Source organism: Lichenicola cladoniae, assembly GCF_013201075.1.
Lineage (GTDB): Bacteria > Pseudomonadota > Alphaproteobacteria > Acetobacterales > Acetobacteraceae > Lichenicola > Lichenicola cladoniae.
The window spans coordinates 187955-204939 of sequence record NZ_CP053710.1 but is presented as its reverse complement, the minus strand read 5'-3'; the positions used below and the strand labels follow the sequence as shown (position 1 = coordinate 204939).

Here is a 16985-nt window from a genome sequence, read left to right as displayed (position 1 = left end):
CAGGAGTGCACGGCTCAGTATGGGAACTAGTTGTTTAGTCCGGGAGTGTGGTGATGCGGGTTGAGTTTGAAGCGTTCAGGCTCTTCGGTCCAGATGCGGCAAACGTATTCGTGCGGCGTAAGGCCTTTCAGGGTCTTGAGCCGACGAGCGTGGTTGTAGGCGCTCAGGAACAGTTCGAGGTGCGCCAGCAGCTGCTGATGGTCGGCGTAGTAGTATCGCTTGACGGTCGCGTCCTTGATGGTGCGGTTCATCCGTTCGACCTGGCCGTTGGTCCAGGGGTGGTTCGGCTTGGTGAGCCTGTGCTCGATGCCGTGCTGGCGGCAGAGCCTGTCGAACAGATGCATGCTGAACTGCGCCGTGGGCCCAGAGCGGTAGCGCGGCGGATGGCAGAACTGGATACCATTGTCGGTCAGAACGGTGTGGATGCGATACGGAACGGCGTCGATCACGGCATCCAGAAACGCCACTGCGCTTTGTCGCTCTGCTGTCTGTGCTAGATGCGCGATAGCGAACTTCGAGGTCCGGTCAATGGCAACGAACAGATACAGCTTGCCCTCGCCGGTACGCACCTCGGCAATATCGACGTGGAAAAAGCCGATCGGGTAGATCTTGAACTTCCGCTTGCCGGGTTGTCGCCCTCAACGTCGGGCAGACGAGTTCAGCGGCAAGTGACCGCTGAACCATGGCGCTGCAGGCAGCGGTGCAGGCTGGATCGCGTCAAATGGGGTAGCGACGGCTGCAGGGCATACAGACAGTCGTCGAGCGGCAGTAGGGTGTGGCGCCGAAACGCTACCACCGCAGCCTCCTCTCCCAGCGTCAGCGTCGACGACCGGATCTCCTTGGGGCCCATGGCGGCGTCATGCACGTGATCCCGCTTACGCCATTTCTGGATCGTCGTGGGGCTGACCCCGTAGCGAGCCGCCAGCGTCCTTACGCTCTCTTCACCACCCTGGATCGCGAGACGTACCGCCGCTGTCGTGCGGACGCAGCCGTGTAGAACCTGTCCCATAATCTATCCCGTGGAGCCTGATGATCCGTATCACCACACTCCGGGACTAAAGACCTAGTCGCCGATGTCTGACCGATTCCGTCAACCATGATGCACAAAACCATCGTGCCAACTTGGCTTGGGCAGGCAGCTATCGTGCTCCGACTTGCTCACTTAACGATAAAAACTCAAGAAACCCATCAATTTTAGTGTCTATCCTCGAAATGTTCAGATTTCTGATATATGTCTCATGCCGTGGTCGCAGTCGCGACCGAGCTTAGGGGTATATTATGCAAGTCGGTAAACTTTTCGTTCAGACAACATCGGCATGCGCCCTTGTATTCGGGTTGTCTACCGTCATTCCTGCACCTGCAGTATCGAGTCATTTCGGCTCTGGGACTGGTTACTTGACTAGCGCAACTTCGATCCCGTCGCCAGATGCTCTCCATCATTGGCCTACCTTGAGCATTACATTGACCGATTCAAGCCCGGGTGCGGCTGCGAACGCCCTGCATCACTGGCCGACCGTAAGTTCCTCCTTTCAGGTCGCCGCGATTGAGCCGGCGTCGTCCCCAGCAGGCTTGCACCACTGGCGGTATGTGGACTGAATGCCGAGAGGCGTTGACGAAGTAGGCCGGAAGACAGGTGTTGATCATCTTTGTCGTGCATCGAGATGCTCGACAGGGATGATCCGCTTTTTGAAGCAGTAAGCTTTTCGGCGACGGCTTGGCCGGGTTATGCTAACGCTCTATGATTGCGTAGAGCTGGAAGCATGCTTTGAGACAAAACGCTTACTGTACCGGGTGGACCGCCGTAGCTCGTCTCGCAGCGGCACTTGCTCTAGTAGTCGGTCTGCTTATGGCGAGTAATGCTTATGCGCAGCAGATAGCTTTCCGATACTATACTCAAGGCGACGGGCTATCTAATGCCGTCGTAACCTGTCTCAAGCAAGATAAGACCGGGTACATCCTGTCTTGTGGTGAACACGGACTATACATTTATGATGGGCGCCGATTCCTGAACCTCGGCCCTGTACAGGGACTTCCGGAGGGGGGTGTCGTCTACGACCTTGCCTCTAGTCAAGACCAACGTATCATCCTACGTTACCTTCACCAGATATATGTCTCTCGAAAACCGCTAAGTTTGACTGACCCGCCGGAAGGGCTAAGATTTGACGCCGTTGTTCCGGTGTACATTGAACTTGACAATCAGCAGAGTGGACAACTGGTGCCTTGGCACGGCGGTGCAGCTTTCATTGGTAATGGTCGGCTTTGGTATCTGGATCTTCACAGTACCTCCGTTCGAGCGAAGATTGTTCCGTTAGCTCCAATTTTAGGTCAGCCCGAACCGACCGCTTTGAACACGTCAGCGCTTGTTGCTGATGGCCAGGATATCTGGTTCTCCCGGGTCGATGGACGGATTTGCCGACTAAGCCAACGCTTGACGCGCTGTGTCGGAGTGAAAGACGACCTCCCGTCAGTAAAATGGCTTAGTTTGATCGTGGCCCCCAACGGGCATCTGATTGCCCGGTCTGACCTTATTCTTGCAGATGTTGAAATTGGCAACAATCATGTTGTCACAAGCGCTCTACCTTTTCAGAGCAAGGCTGCTCTTGTGAGTTGGCGCCGGATGGTCCTGAATTTCACGCCGTCCGGTGAACTTCTCACACAGTCTAAAGATGGACTGATGATCTTACAGACGTCAGGCTGGAAGGACTTGAGCAATGCAAACGGTTTTCCTGATACACCTATTAGTGCCGTTCTGTTTGACCAACAGAAACGGCTATGGCTAGGGTCTGTTGGAAGCGGCGTACTCAGTGCCAAAGGTTATGGAACGTGGCAAAGCTGGGACCAGCGTGACGGTCTAACCAAAGGGTTGGTCTGGCAGATCGCGCGGCATCGAAATGGACCTCTCTGGGTTGCCTCCGATGGAGGCGTCAGCGCTCTCATGACTGGTGGTCAGCAACTGCCACCATATAATCACTTCCCCGATCCATCCTATGCTGTTGTGACGGATCGTTTCGGCCGTGTCTGGCATTCCCTCGGAGCCACAGGAGTTACTGCGACCGATGTGTTAACGGGTGTGAGCAAGTACTTCCATCTGCCGCCAGTCAACCAGATTGTGCAGGGGACTGACGACCGCTTGTGGTTCATCACGGAAGGCGGCGTGTTTGTGCTGACGAACACGACAGCTCTTTTGAGCAAACCAATGCCGATTGCAGGACTTGCTAACAGAGTAGTTGGTGCTGCCATGGGGGCGGACGGAAGTTTGTGGACCCTCGACCCCAAGCACGTCGTTCATCGCCATAATGATGGTAGCCTTTCAACTCTCGAATTCCACTGGCCGCAGACCGATTTTGACCCAACAGTCATAGCTGTTCAGGCTCCAAATGTTCTTTGGATTGGCGGCGCCGGCGGGGGACTGTATCGCTTGACGCTGTCGGATGAACGCGTCGCCACTCTGACCCAGTTTGGTTCCGCTGACATTCAGTCCAACAGCGTCGTCTCGCTTTCGATCGATAAGCGTGGGTGGGTATGGGTCGGCACGGACCGTGGCGTATCCGTCTTCAATGGTATGCGATGGATTTCCATCACAACCGACGACGGGCTTATCTCCGACGATATGGATCAAAATAGTATTCTAGCCGATGATGACGGCTCAATCTGGCTTGGGACCAGTCACGGCTTGTCTCATCTGCTTGAGCCAGCGCGGCTGTTTAGGCAGGATAAGCTTCAGCCCGTCATTACCTCGGTCGACATCGGCGAGTCCGCCTACCCGGGGCGGGCAATACCATTCTCACGTCAACCGCTGACTCTAAAGTTTGGGATCCTCAATGCTCCGTCAGACACCGTCATCCGGTTTCGCTATCGGCTCGATGGTGTCGATCAGGCCTGGGCAGAAACCTCGGTCGGCTTTGCGCGGTATCCAAGCCTTCCACCCGGACACCATCGCTTCACAGTCATTGCCTACGACCCACTCAAGCATCAAGTCTCTATCCCGGTGTCGGTTGTCCTTCGTATGCGGGTTCCGACGTGGGAGCGGTGGCCATTTCTTGTTTTCTATGCCACAGTTTTTATAGCCAGTCTTTTCGGCTTACTACGTGTTCGCATTGCATTGCTTCTGAAGCAACAAAGACAGCTTCAGCACGAGGTCGAGCGACAGACACGGCAAATCAGGGATGCACAGGCCGCACTGTTTTTGCAGGCGACACAGGATGGCCTGACAAAGCTTCTGACGAGAGCAGAAATACAGAGGCGCATAGATGACCTCATCGACGTCGTGGATAGCAATTTGGACTTAACGATTGGTCTTTTGGATATTGACCACTTCAAGCGGATCAACGATGCACACGGGCATCTGGCTGGGGACGAAGTACTACGAGAGCTGGGGAGGCGTTTGACGGCGGAGATGAGGTCCGGGGAGTATGCCGGCAGATATGGAGGCGAGGAGATACTCCTCGCCCTTTCATCCAGCTCTGACAACGCTCTCGAGAGAATACATGAGTTAGAGCTTGCCGCGTTTCGCCACGTCTACACTATCGGGACGTATATGATTGATGTCACATGCAGTATTGGTGTTACACAAGCACGAGAAGAGGACGATTGGATGTCGCTAATCGGTCGCGCCGATCGAGCTCTCTATGATGCAAAACGAGCTGGGCGTAACCGGATCGTCGTGTCAACTAATACCGGTTGTTAGAGATAATACTTAAACCGTTGAAGTTCGGCTAGGAGAATTTAATTAGTTCAAGTGATCGTCTTGATGATCTGTGGAAGAAGTTGCGATGTCGGTCCAAATACGACGCTCGGATTGTGTAACACAAGCTCGATTAAGGTCGTCTTGGCGGAAGAAAACGGTGCGATGTGACGACGAGCGGGTTCCGGCCGTCAATGGCGTTGATGCATGGATCATCTACAGGGTTTGGACCACGCTACCTGCGGGTAACGTTAGGATGCCCGAACCGATACGGGCTTGGCTGTTTGGATCATACGATTGAGCGCGCTGACGGCGATGGCGACTTCGCCCCGCTGGCCATCGGCTGATCTGGCTCGCAGTTTCGCACCGATTTCGTGCTTGTAGCGGCCGGTCGCAGTTTCCACGATGCTGCGGCGCCCGTAGCCGGTTGCCTTCTGCCAGGCCATGCGGCCCTTCTCGGCGATGTATCTTGGTCAGGCCAATCAGCTCGGTGATGCGGGTACCGAGAATGGGAAGCCGGGCCATCAGATACGCCCTCCTGCCCGGAGAACGCGCTCGAGGGCGGCATATGCGCCCTTGATACGGTCGTAGAAGTCGGACATCTGGCCGGCGGCGTGTGCGGTGCGGGCCAGTCCGGCCAGCGAAGCAGTTACAGCCGGCAGCTCGTGCGCGGCCAAGTCAGCGACAGCCTCGCAAAGCACGGCGAGTGGCTTCTCGTGGACTGGCAACACGATGACGTTGCTGGGTCGTGACCGACGCATGGTAGGAATCAAACTAGCCTCAGACATAGGGTGTCCCCACTCTGTTTGGGGTCAGGCACGGGCGGGAGCGCAGTCCCGTCCGTGCTGACCTTGCCCAGCCGGTAAAGGCTGGACTCGCCGGGCTTATGAGACCTGTGCGCGGGTAATTGTCGACAGGCTCCATAATCCATGATTCGCTCGGTTATCTCGAAAGGATGGAGCATTCGTCATGGCGCGTCGTCGGATCGGTCAGGAAGCCTTGCGGTTGACGGCAGGCACCGGCAGTCGGAGGTCATCGCTGGAGGGTCTGGCCAGGCTGATCGATTGGACACCAATCGAGAACGAGCTCATCGACATCCACGCCGCGGTCAAGGGTGAGCCAGGGTGGCCACCTCTGGCGATGTTTAAAGCGATGCTCATCGCCGTCTGGTACGATTTGTCCGACGTGAAGCTGGCCGAAGCCTTGGACGATCGGGCGTCGTTTCGGCGTTTCTGCGGCTTCTCCGCGGATGAGCCGACGCCGGAACGCACTGCCTTCGTGCGGTTCCGCAAGCAGCTGCTTGCCCGCGGCCTGGACGCCAGACTGTTTTGCGAAATCACCAAACAGTTCAAGCGGCGTACTGCGACGGTGAAGACGGGCACGCTGGTCGATGCAACGGTGATTGCCTCAGCCAGTCATCAGGATGGCGAAGCCGCATGGGCCGGGCATCGAGGGCGCAAGGCGGTCCACAGTTTCAAGGCGCATGTCGCAGCCGATGCCGACACCGCTCTTGTCGAAGAACTCCTGGTCACACCGGGCAATGTTCATGAAGGCCAGGTCGGCGGCCACGTGCTGCCGGATGTATCCGGTCACGTCTATGCAGATAGCGGTTATCGCGGCTCTCTCTTCGCAGCCGCGGTACTGGCAAAGCAAGGTATCCCGCGTGTCGTGCAGACCAGCATATGGGGCAGGCCCGGCGACGATACCCTGCGCAAGCTTAGGAGTTGGAACCACGGCATCCAGCGCGTTCGCTGCCGGATCGAGAAGATCTTCGGGGCGTGGAAGCGCTGCTATGGGTTGCGGCGTATGCGATGGAGAGGCCTCGCCAAGGCGGCACTTCAGGTCCGGATCACCGCCATTGCTTATAATTTCAGACGAACCGCTACTCTCTTGCAAGCCGCCACCGCCTAAGCCCCGACACCTGCTACGGCCCAGCCTTCGATAGCTTTCGTGCCTTTCAGTGACCGTGCTTATCCTTCAACTAGAGATCAGCAGGCTGTCACAGATCAACACATCGAATGACGATTATGGTTCAGCGTAGCCATCCCTCAAAACGCCGCCATGCTGGGCCCGCGCACAGGTCTCATTAACCGCCCCGGCGCGGAAGGCTCATATCTGGTCCAGGCCCCGCGCAGCGCGGCGACCTGGATCAGGCGAGCAATCTGGTTTTCGTCAGTTCTCCAGGCGGTGGCGGCGGTGCTGCACGTCGGCATCATGAGCCAGGAGCAGGGCGGTCTGAGCGTCACCGGCACGCGCCCGGGCCAATGCAGCGTCACGCAGGAAGCACTCACGGGCTGCGAGGGCGAGCGGCGTGTAGGCCGGTGCGTTCAGGGTCGCCGGCATTGGCGGGATGGCGATCGCGGGGTTCATACCGACACCCCGTCCGTGTCCTGGCGGCGCTCGATGCCGTCCCATGGTGCTGTCAGCGCATCGATAGTCGCCGGTCCTACTTGGCCGCGTCGCGGAACCCGAAGCACCAGCCGATGGACGAAGGTCACCACCGCACCCACGAGCATGAGGAGAACGCCGATCATCTCAGTTCGCCAGTGCCAGCAGAGCGACCTCGGCAATTGCCAGAGCCTCGTGGGCAAGCAGAAATTGCCCGCGGCGGCGGTTCACGGCGCCGAAAGCCTCGCTACGGCGCCGGGCGACATAGCGGTCCGATGTGATGGCCCGATCGTGCCGGTCTTTGCGGCTCTGCCGTTTGACCGCGCCGACAGCCGCCTTCGCGGTGCCATAGGCCTCCCAAGCTTCGGCGATCTCGAAGCAGGCGAGCTCGAGAGTGCGAGCGGCGATCTGCCGGGCGAGAGGCAACGGATCCTGCTTCACTATGAACCCAGGGCCGAGGACGCTGGCCGGGTGGAACATGGAGATCGAGCGGAACGGGTGGGCGGCTGCTTCGGAGTGGCGGTTCTGGTAGGTCATAGGGCTTGCCCTTGAAGCGACGCGCTTCATGTGACATAATTCGTTTCACCGAAAACAACAGGTCAAGCGATTTATTCCAGGTGAACCGGATTGCTTCTAACACCAGGACAAATACGTGCTGCCCGAGGCTTCATGTCCTGGTCCGCTCGAGAATTGGCAGAGGCGGCCGGTTTGGGGCTGTCGACAATCCAGCGGGCTGAAGCTGGCGGCTCTTTAACGAATGCCAACATGGAGACTTTGCGGCGCGCTCTTGAGGCAGCCGGAGTCGTGTTCATTCCGGAGAACGGCGGTGGCGCCGGGGTACGACTTAGGAAGCCAAATACCCCCAGCTCGACTGGCTAAAAGGCAAGTAGTGGCTAATCCGATCTGCTACCGGGTCCGCGACCTGGCTGACCGGTGGGCTTGTTCCGCAGGCAAGGTCCGCAGCCTGATCGCGTCCGGCCAACTACCTGCCTTTCGGATCGGCACGAAGATGTTCCGCATCCCCATCGCTGCGGTTGTCGAATACGAAGCCCAGCGTACCGTTGCAGTGACGCCTGTGGAGGCTCCGGCTGACGATCGGCATATGACCATTGCACGGGCGGTGCTTCGTGCGGCTCGGCTGGCCCAGCGGAACAAGACAGTTGGCCGGTCACGATAGAGGCGTGAATATGAGCCAGTACGACCCCGCCTTTGACGACCTGCTGAAGCTCTGGCCGCATCTATTCGAAGAGACTCGACAGTCACTGCTCCGGATCGCACGGGCTGCAGCTCGCGGCGGCAGACCGCTGGACTGGGCCAGCCCCCAGGATGAGGGGGTGAGGCATGTGACACCATCAGCGCTTGCCGCCACTGCACATCACGAGGCTGGGCACGCCATCGCAGCATTGTTGAAATCCATTTCCTTTCGTTTCATCACGATCGAAAGTTTAAACGATTACGCCAGGCGTATGCGTTTCCTGCGATCAGCGGGAAGCATCGAACGAATACATGGGCAAGGTATCGTTGTGATGGCGGGGGGGGCTGCACAGCATCGGTTTAGTTCTGACAGCGTGAACAAATACCATGAATCTTTAGAGCGCGATCATGTGACTGCTTATGCCCTGGACGCTACTGGATCGACCGAACAGGCAGAGCTGATGACGCGACTTTGGGACATCCAAGCCCGAGAGCTAGTAGCTGAACGATGGCTGCTGATTGAACGGCTTGCAGCCGAATTGCTGGTCAGGGGCCGCCTTTCGGCAGCGGATTGCAGAAAGATCGCATTCCCAGCAGCAACAACAGACACCAGCGCATGACTAATGCAAGCACTGCAGTTGATGATGTTGTCGGGGCATTGTCACGTTAACTGGCTTTCAGCTGCGGTCCGAGCGAGGATAGCTGGATGAAGATGCCGCCTGATCCCCGCCATCGTCACCGCTTTCCGGCCGAGCTCATCAGCCACGCCGTGTGGCTCTATTACGTGTTCAGCCTGAGCTGTCGAGACGTGGAGCTCCTGCTGGCCGAGCGTGGCGTCATCGTCTCCTATGAGAGCATTCGGCGATGGTGCCTGAAGTTCGGCTCGCATTTCGCGGGCCGCATCCGTCGACGGCGGCCTCGCCCGGGTGACAAATGGCACTTCGACGAAGTCTTCATCCGCATCCAGGGAGAGTTGGGCTATCTTTGGCGCGCTGTCGACCAGAACGGCGTCGTGCTGGACATCCTGGTGCAAAGTCGCCGGAATGGCACAGCAGCAAAGCGCTTCTTCAAGCGCCTGCTGAAAGGTCTATCTTATACGCCCCGCGTCGTGGTGACGGACAAGCTGAAGAGCTACGAGGTGGCCAACCCAATTGCCCCAAGCCTACTTCCAAACTCTACCAGTTAACGTGACAATGCCGGGAGGTGACGGCACGGGGCTACCGGCGCTTCCGGTGCCGAGCTTGCGGGTGGTAGTTCAACGAGCGCAACGGTGGCGTACCGAACCTGCCTGCCCAAGGACATCATCGTGTTCGTGATGTTCTGCCCCCTGCGCTACCGGCTGACGCTCCGTAGCCTGAGCAAGAGGATGGCGCTGCGCGGGATCGAGGTAAGCCATGAGGCCATTCGAGACTGGGAGGCAAAGCTGCTGCCGATCATGGGCGAAGCGCTGCGCAAGCGCCAGCTGGTTCGTAGACGAGACTTACCTGAAGGTGCGTGGCCGCTGGGCCTACCTCTACCGGGCCATCGATCGGGAGGGTAACCTGATCGACGCCATGCTGAGACAGCACCGCGACATGATGGCGGCCAAGGCGTTGTTCCGCTTCGCCCGAGCGACCATGGGCTTCCGCCCGGACCGGGTGACCACAGACGGACATGGCTCCTAGCCCAGACCAATCCGCCCGGTGCTGGGGACGATCGTCCGGCACCGAACTACCGCGGCATCAAGGGCAGGATCCGATGTATGCGCGCCATCAAGAGCCATGATGCCGGCCGCCGGTTCTGCAGGGAGCACGGTGAACTTTGCGATCTCCTTCGCCCTCGTCGCCGTCGCAACCAAATCGTTTCCGCCTCCCTCCGCCGCTTCCGCTTCGCAAGAGGCGCCAAACTTGCGCTCGGGATCATGCAGAACGCGTAACCCCGCAAGCTCCCGAAGAAACAGTCAGAACGCTGGCGCAAGCTCCGACAGAACCCAGTGTTCTATTCTGCAGCACGGGGTTGACTGCATGAAGATTTGGCAAAAGCTGCGGACTTTGATAGTTCGATGTATAGCTGCGACCACGGTCTGGAAAACCATCAAACAATCAAGCGGTCGAGCAGCGCCCTTCACCTTCTGCTTGCTCTCACCACGGCGTCCGCTGGTAATTTCGTCCGGCAGCAAGATCGGGCCATTGCACAGAAATGTCCGGGAGATCGCCAGAAGCTGCCGTTATCTGCTTCAGAGCTTGACACCTCGGTCACCGATTTCAGGCAGGAACCCTGTTAATACCTTTTCGGTATGACTTGCTCGAGGTCCGCACGCCCGACGGGCTGACAGGACTGCGTGCCGCTCTGTGTTTGAGTGATGAATATGTTGAGTAATATTCTCACCCGAGGCGCTAATTAGTGGTAACCCGTCGGTCTTCGATCGAGGGATCGCGCACGTGCATCAAAATCATAACAGCAGCGCTGTATCAGATAGCTAAGTTGCGCCAACGCTCAAGGCGTACTGGATGATGACGATCTTTTCAATAGCATCTGCGATGACGCCAATTCTGGCTAAAGCTGCCTTCTTAGAGGCCGCCCCATCGTAACCTCTGCAGCGGCCGGCAGAACCAATTGTGCGCCAGCCGCTGCATCTATATCTGGATTAGAACTTGCCCGTGACCCCGAACCGGAAGGCTCGGCCGAGGATGCCGGCAGAAGCCCAGGCCGGATTATACTGGTAGCCGCCATAGGTGCCGGTGTCGAGCGGCGGCCCCTTGTCGAAGACGTTATAGATGTTGGTGTAGAGGTTTAGTCTGTCGTTCAGGGCATAGTTGATCGTCAGGTCGACGTCGACGAAGCTGGCGACACCGCAGCGCTGCGGATCGCCGGCGAAACCCTGCTGGGCTTGGCTGCAATCGTTGAGTGTGCCCGGGCCCGTTACGTCTTCTGCGGTCAGCTTGTAACCGCTTGTATAGTTTACGGTCGCGGTTACCGCGAGGCGCTTATAGGTGAAGGTATTTGCCCAGTTGGCGCGCCAGCGTGGCGTGCCGGAGGCCGAGGTCACGTTGGCTGGCCCAAGTGACCCGGCATAGGATTCCAGGCCGATGCCGGGATAAGTGATGGTGTAGCCGAGGACGTAGGTCGCCTGGCCTGTACTGGTCCACTTGATGTCCTGCAACGGACGCGGCAGCGGGATGCGGGCTGAGAGCGCCAGGTCGACCCCGGACGTCACCAGCTTGGCGGCGTTGATATAGCCGAGATTGACGATCCCGGGCCGCAGGATCGTGGCCTCCGGATGATCCGGATCCGCGACGTCGGGCGTCACGGTGATGCCGGCGGGATAGTCCTTGCTGGTGAAGTAGTTCGCCACCGGCCCGCTATAATCGGCAAGAGTGATGAAGTTGTTCTTCTTGATGTGATAATAGTCGGCGGTCAGGTTTAGCCAGGGGACAGGCGTCAGGACGCCACCGCCGGTGAAGTTGGTCGATTTCTCCGGCTTGAGCGCCGGGTTGCCGACACTGTTCAACCCGAGGCTGTAGGTCTGCGCATAAGCGTCCGGGCCGGTGCCGTTACTGTTCTGGTGCTGCGCCAGGAACGCGGGATCGGTCGGCGTATAGCTGATATAGCCGATCGTCGGCGATGCGCCGGTTTCGGCAAAGCTTGGGACACGGAAGCCCTTGGAGAAGGTGCCCCGCAGCATGAGCTTGTCGATCGGCTTCAGGATCACACCGACCTTCGGCGCGAAGTTGCTGAACCCTTCGGAGTAATTGTCGTAGCGGCCCGATACGCTCACAGTCAGTCGCTTAATTAGCGGAATGGCAGCCTCGAAATAACCAGACCCGACCCGGCGGCTGCCAGAGGCGCCGAAGCCGTTGATCTGCGGCAGATACTGCGCATTCGGGTTCGATGGATCATCCGGATTGGCGCTCGGATCGTTCAGTGACTCGTAGCGTGCGGCGCCGCCGATACCCAGCGTCACCATGCCGCCTGGCAGGCTGAACAAGCCTTTCGACAGCGTTACGTCAAACGCGTACTCCTGGCTGCTCGCATGTTGCACCGATTTTGGTGCAACTGACTCGCGGACCGCCGAACTGTTCTTCGACGGATCAACGAAATTGTAGCTCCCTGTGTTTACCGCGTTCAGGATGCCCGCGTATGTTGGCACCCCGGTCGTCGTCACCTGCAGATCGTCGGTCATGCCGACAACCGAGGTACCGTAGCTCCAGTCCGATCCCCACTGCGATCCGATCGTGCCGTTGATGCCAGTGGATCCCCGGAAAGTCTGGTTGAAGTCGGTCGTTGTCGGATGCAAGTCGGCGAACCGGTAGTAGATCTGAGCGGCCTGTCCTTGTGCCGCGAAGGGATTGTTCGGGTTGAGGGAGCCGTTCGCCAGAAGCGCCGGAAGCACGATGTTGGTCAGGCTCACATCGGCCGACGCGCTTTGCTGGCGGATCGAGCTCGGCGTTCCGGTGAAATAAACCTGGTTCTGCGCATATGTAAACATTGCATAGGCCTGCGCCCTGTCGCTAACATTCGCGGTCCCGCGCAGGTTGGCGCTGATGCGCCGGTCGCTCGGGCTGATGACGCGATAGTCGCCGACCGTGTTTTGTTCACAAACCGTGCCTTGCGACACCACATGCGTGGCGAGGCCGTTACATCCCAGTGTCGAATTGATCGGCCGGAGCCCGGCGAGGCTGGTGAGCGCACCGGTGGTCGGGTCCACGGTCACTGGTCGTACTGCGGCAATCCGCGTTGCGCCGACACCGGAAATGGTTCCGTCGTCCTGAATGCCGTTCGCGTTGCCGTTCAAACCACCAAGACCGCGCAGGTCGCCGGTGTTGTAGGGATAACCGCGATCGCGGTTGTAGAGCATGTCGTCGTTCTGATACTCGCCATTCAGATAGACGTTGTAGCCGTCGCGATTGAGGTCGCCGATCCCGTAGGTCGAATAGAGCCGCTGATGCCCACTATCGGCGCGCTGGCTCAGGCCGCCTTCCGCGCCGCCCTCGAAGCCCTCGATCTGCTTGCGTGTGATGATGTTGACCACGCCGGCCACCGCGTCGGCGCCGTAGGTGGCGGACGCGCCATCCTGTTCGACGTCGATGGTCTGCACGATCGATTGCGGGATCGTGTTGATATCCACGAAGTTACGCTCGCCATCATCCGAAAGCGGGTAATAGGCGGCACGCTGACCGTCGATCAGCACCAGCGTTGAATCCACCGTGAGTCCGCGCAACGAGACGCCGCTGGCGCCGCTGGCGAACGCCCCGTTGCCGGTGAACGAGGCCGGCAGGTTGCCGGCGTTGTTGGCCGAGATCTGCTGCAGCGCTGCAGCCACCGTCGTGATGCCGCGTGCCTGCATATCGCGTGCGGTTAGGTGGGTTACCGGGGAAGCACCGGAGAGGTTGGGATTGCGAAGTATTGAACCGGTCACAACGACGTCTTCTACCTTTTCCGGCGTCTGCGTCGTTGTGGAACCTGCACCAAGATTGACCTGCGCGCCGGACGCCGGGGGAGGTGCGGCGATGGGGCCACTTGTCCCAGTTGTCGATGTTGGCACTACAGGAGTTTGCGCGCGCGCTGGCGCGGCGACCTCCAAAGCTAGACATCCGGCAGCGGCCGAGGAAAGCAGCATAACATTCCGATATCGTTGGAAGTTCTTCAAGGTCGGCAGCCTCCGGCTTTGGTGGTGGTCTGAGGTGTGAGGCCTCGGATGCTGAATTGTTATGACAGCTATGCGCTTACAACAAGGCTGAAGTGAACGCCAGTTAATGCCTCGGCTAACCAAATCTTGGTTGTCTCCTTTTTGCCACATTGTCGCAAACCATGTTTGGTGTGTTCGCGTGACAGTGAGTGCCGCGTGCCTTGGAACTGTCCTGGCTCACGCCTCCGGACTGCCCAGCTAGAGCAGAGTCCGAGCACTCTTGGCGTTGTTGCATAGATCGGGCTGGAGGCAGGAGCTTACCCCACCCGGTGGTCGCGTCAGACGGCAGGAATGGAGATTGGCTTGACGATCCGGATCTCTTGGTTGAGGGCGCGAATGCGATGGCGACCTTACCTTTTTGACCGGTGGTCGACCGTGCCCTGAGCTTCGAGGCGATGATGTGTTTGTAGCGACCGATCGTGGTTTCCACGGCGCTGCGCCGGCCATAGCTATCGGCCTTCTGCCAGGCCATGCGCCCCTTTTCTTCGATGTATCAGACATGACGATTGCGAACGGTATCGACCCGGTCTGCACCATTGACGATCGACGAAGCTCGCGGAGGAATGATGATGTCGGGTGGTGGGTTGAACTGGCGTGCGGCAGCGGCGTCGTAGACCGACGCGCCATCATAGGCCCCATGGGCGATCACGCTGGCAATATGCCCCTCCACCGTCGCCGGCAGCCCTGCAACCTCCAAGATGTCGCCGGTGTCCTTGTCGGTCAGGCTGTGCGCCACGATCTCGCCGGTCTATGCATCGACGGCCAGGTGCAGCTTTCGCCACTGCCTGGGTGTGCGGCCGTGTTTCTCGGCATCCCACTCGCCTTGCCCGGAGACCTGGAAGACCAGCCGCAGGGTCAGCACCAGCTCGATCGCCACCTCGGCGTAGACCGGCTGACCGCGTCGTGTCGTCCGGCGCGGGGCATGCCATCCAGCCAAGGCTGCCTCATCCAGCCATAACATCAGATCGCCACGCCGCCGCAGACCAGCCTCATAGGCCGGCCAGTTCATGACCCGGCGACGGGCTTTCGGGATGTGGTGGCGGCGAGACGCGTTGTGCTTGAAGGGCATCCGAGACCTCTATCAGGCCAGGAGAACCGCGTCAGCCGACCGGTCCATGCACCAACGCCGGGCGGAGGCAATCATAACTGCGGTCGAAGCTAATCAGCCGCCACTGCATCTGGTGATCGAGGGAGACGCCCTCGATCAGATTCGACAAAAGATAGTCGATCGGCAGCACGACCTGGACACATGGGAAGAATTGCCTCGAAGCACGAAGTTCCAGGAGACCCAGAAGGCACAGGCTAAGTTGGCAGATCGTCCAAGCTCCTTTTAGGTGGATGAGCCACAGGTTGACAATGTCAACCTATGTCTTATGTTGACACTGTCAACCTGGAGACGGTGATTATGGGAACCATATTGATTACGGGTGGCCATAGCGGGATCGGCCTCGAGTGTGCCAAGCGGCTTGTTGACAAGCCCGGACACACGCTGGTTCTGGCCGGTCGAGACCTTGAGCGTGTCGAGCCTGTCGCACGGCAACTCCGGACGCGAGGGGTCGAGGTCAAGACACTCCAGCTAGATGTCGCATCGCTGGCGTCCGTCAGGACGGGCGCAGCGCGCTGTCGTGCCATGCTCGACAAGAACGAGATCGATGGACTTGAAGCCATTCTCTGCAATGCCGGCGCACAGTTCATGGGACCGGTGACCTATAGCCCGGATGGCTATGAAAACACGTTCGCGACCAACTGCCTCGGTCACTTTCTCCTAGTCGAACTGCTGATCGACAGGCTCGCGGAAAGTGGCCGTGTCGTGTTCACCGCAAGCGGTACCCATGATCCGAAGACTGCGGACGGCAAGGTGGTTGGAAAGGCAGCCGAACCGGATGCCCTTGTGCTCGCGCACGAGGGGAAGGGCGGGGGCAAGCCGCTCTCCACGGGCGTCCGCTATACGTCGTCCAAGCTCTGCGACATTCTCTATGCTTATGAGCTGGACCGACGTCTGCGGCGAGCCAACAGCTCAATCGTGTCCATCGCCTTCGATCCCGGCTCCGTGGCAGGAACCGGGTTGTTGCGCACGCATCCGAAACCCCTTCAGGTCCTTGCTAAGACAGGGTTAATGAAGTGGGTAATGCGCCGTATGGGAATCACCATGTCGTCGGCTGAGTTCTCCGGCGCAGCCCTAGCGAGGCTATGCGCTGACCCGACCTATGCAAGCGAATCGGGCAAATACTTTCAGGCGAAGGACAATCGGCTGACCGAGCAACGGTCATCCACCAAATCATACGACACGGCCGCGGCGGCAAAGCTGTGGCGAGATTCCGAAACGCTCGTCTATCTTCATCATGAGGAACGGTCGGCCCTGCTGTCGATGGGATGAGACTGCTAAGACGAACGCGCTCAGGGAGTTGGCGCGACGATGGGGACAGGGGAGAAGCTGGTCGAGGCCGCGGCGGCGTTGCTGGACCAAGGCGGCGAGGCAGCAGTGACGTTGCGCGCGGTCGCTCATCAGGTCGGCGTTTCTCACAATACGCCATATAGGCATTTCACCGATCGTGCAGCACTGCTCGCCGGCGTGGCCGAGAAGGATTTCGCGGCCTTCTCGGTCGAGTTCGATGAAATTGGCCAGTCTGACCGGACGGCGATCGACAAGGTCAAGGCGGCGTTGCGGACGTTTGCCTATTATGGCGAGTCCCATCCGGCGCGCTACCGTCTGCTCTTCGGCGATCCCGATATTGCCAAACGCGGCGGTCAGCTCGAAGCAGTGGCAATGACGACGTTCGCCAGCTTCGCATCACTGGTGGCGGGGGCGCAGGCGGCCGGCTATTTGCCGGCCGTGGCAACGCCGACGATGACGAGCCTCATTTATGCCAACCTTCACGGCCTACTCGATCTACGTGCAGGCGGGAGAATGCGTGCGGAAAAGGGCTTTATCGACGTCCTCGACAGCGCCTTCCTGCTTCTCGATCTGTTAAGACCTACGATGGACCGCGCTTCCAAGTGCGCGACCTAATCGGTCGTGTCCGTCAACGTGGTGGAAATTGGGGTGTAGCT

15 protein-coding genes and 4 pseudogenes are annotated in these 16985 nt (G+C 59.1%); 10 read left to right on the top strand and 9 right to left on the bottom strand.

Going from position 1 to position 16985, the window contains the following annotated elements; all coding sequences use genetic code 11:
- Positions 1-26 precede the first annotated feature (26 nt).
- Positions 27-1009 (bottom strand): annotated as a pseudogene (locus HN018_RS25160) (IS481 family transposase).
- Between the two features lie 837 nt (positions 1010-1846).
- On the opposite strand from HN018_RS25160, the gene HN018_RS25155 reads away from it, so the two are divergent.
- On the top strand, positions 1847-4687 hold the full coding sequence (locus tag HN018_RS25155; RefSeq protein ID WP_171837143.1) for a ligand-binding sensor domain-containing diguanylate cyclase: 2841 nt from the start codon (positions 1847-1849) through the stop codon (positions 4685-4687).
- 248 nt (positions 4688-4935) lie between these two features.
- Here the strand turns inward: HN018_RS25155 and HN018_RS29610 are convergent.
- Positions 4936-5148: pseudogene (locus HN018_RS29610) on the bottom strand (IS5/IS1182 family transposase); the annotation flags it as partial.
- Between the two features lie 60 nt (positions 5149-5208).
- Positions 5209-5445, bottom strand: coding sequence for a hypothetical protein (locus HN018_RS25150; protein ID WP_171837141.1), 237 nt, complete (start codon positions 5443-5445; stop codon positions 5209-5211).
- 208 nt (positions 5446-5653) lie between these two features.
- Between HN018_RS25150 and HN018_RS25145 the strand changes: the two genes are divergently transcribed.
- A complete protein-coding gene (locus HN018_RS25145) occupies positions 5654-6595 on the top strand; it encodes an IS5 family transposase (protein WP_171837140.1) in 942 nt (313 codons plus the stop codon).
- A 261-nt stretch (positions 6596-6856) separates the two neighbouring features.
- On the opposite strand, the gene HN018_RS25140 is transcribed toward HN018_RS25145, so the two are convergent.
- From HN018_RS25140 to HN018_RS25130, 3 genes are read right to left on the bottom strand one after another with little or no spacing between them, the layout of a single operon-like run.
- The gene (locus HN018_RS25140; RefSeq protein WP_171837139.1) at positions 6857-7054 is read right to left on the bottom strand and encodes a hypothetical protein; all 198 of its coding nucleotides are present in this window, start codon (positions 7052-7054) and stop codon (positions 6857-6859) included.
- Positions 7051-7218 carry a hypothetical protein gene (locus tag HN018_RS25135; protein WP_171837138.1) on the bottom strand — a complete coding sequence of 56 codons (168 nt, stop codon included), beginning with the start codon at positions 7216-7218 and terminating at the stop codon, positions 7051-7053. The genes HN018_RS25140 and HN018_RS25135 overlap by 4 nt, the downstream gene beginning before the upstream one ends.
- Before the next feature lies 1 nt (position 7219).
- Complete coding sequence (locus HN018_RS25130; protein WP_171837137.1) at positions 7220-7609, bottom strand: hypothetical protein; 390 nt, start codon at positions 7607-7609, stop codon at positions 7220-7222.
- Between the two features lie 132 nt (positions 7610-7741).
- Between HN018_RS25130 and HN018_RS25125 the strand changes: the two genes are divergently transcribed.
- From HN018_RS25125 to HN018_RS25105, 6 genes and pseudogenes are all read left to right on the top strand, one after another.
- Positions 7742-7951, top strand: a complete 210-nt coding sequence (locus tag HN018_RS25125; protein WP_171837136.1) for a helix-turn-helix domain-containing protein — start codon at positions 7742-7744, stop codon at positions 7949-7951.
- Positions 7899-8249 carry a helix-turn-helix domain-containing protein gene (locus tag HN018_RS29605; RefSeq protein ID WP_408886836.1) on the top strand — a complete coding sequence of 117 codons (351 nt, stop codon included), beginning with the start codon at positions 7899-7901 and terminating at the stop codon, positions 8247-8249. Before HN018_RS25125 ends, HN018_RS29605 begins: the two co-directional genes overlap by 53 nt.
- 4 nt (positions 8250-8253) lie before the next feature.
- The gene (locus tag HN018_RS25120) at positions 8254-8886 is read left to right on the top strand and encodes a hypothetical protein (protein ID WP_171837135.1); all 633 of its coding nucleotides are present in this window, start codon (positions 8254-8256) and stop codon (positions 8884-8886) included.
- A gap of 86 nt (positions 8887-8972) precedes the next feature.
- Positions 8973-9401, top strand: a pseudogene (locus tag HN018_RS25115) (IS6 family transposase); the annotation flags it as partial.
- A 135-nt stretch (positions 9402-9536) separates the two neighbouring features.
- Positions 9537-9806, top strand: coding sequence for a hypothetical protein (locus HN018_RS25110; RefSeq protein WP_171837118.1), 270 nt, complete (start codon positions 9537-9539; stop codon positions 9804-9806).
- The gene (locus HN018_RS25105) at positions 9757-9930 is read left to right on the top strand and encodes a DDE-type integrase/transposase/recombinase (protein ID WP_171837134.1); all 174 of its coding nucleotides are present in this window, start codon (positions 9757-9759) and stop codon (positions 9928-9930) included. Before HN018_RS25110 ends, HN018_RS25105 begins: the two co-directional genes overlap by 50 nt.
- Positions 9931-10892: 962 nt before the next feature.
- Here HN018_RS25105 and HN018_RS25100 read toward each other — a convergent pair.
- From HN018_RS25100 to HN018_RS25085, 3 genes and pseudogenes are all read right to left on the bottom strand, one after another.
- Entirely contained in the window at positions 10893-13664 is a 2772-nt protein-coding gene (locus tag HN018_RS25100; RefSeq protein ID WP_171837133.1) for a TonB-dependent receptor domain-containing protein, read from the bottom strand.
- Positions 13665-14212: 548 nt separating this feature from the next.
- Positions 14213-15003: pseudogene (locus HN018_RS29600) on the bottom strand (transposase).
- 31 nt (positions 15004-15034) lie between these two features.
- Positions 15035-15172, bottom strand: coding sequence for a hypothetical protein (locus HN018_RS25085; protein ID WP_171837130.1), 138 nt, complete (start codon positions 15170-15172; stop codon positions 15035-15037).
- Positions 15173-15339: 167 nt separating this feature from the next.
- Between HN018_RS25085 and HN018_RS25080 the strand changes: the two genes are divergently transcribed.
- The gene (locus HN018_RS25080) at positions 15340-16311 is read left to right on the top strand and encodes an SDR family NAD(P)-dependent oxidoreductase (protein WP_171837129.1); all 972 of its coding nucleotides are present in this window, start codon (positions 15340-15342) and stop codon (positions 16309-16311) included.
- Between the two features lie 78 nt (positions 16312-16389).
- The gene (locus HN018_RS25075) at positions 16390-16944 is read left to right on the top strand and encodes a TetR/AcrR family transcriptional regulator (protein WP_172443582.1); all 555 of its coding nucleotides are present in this window, start codon (positions 16390-16392) and stop codon (positions 16942-16944) included.
- Positions 16945-16985: the final 41 nt, after the last annotated feature.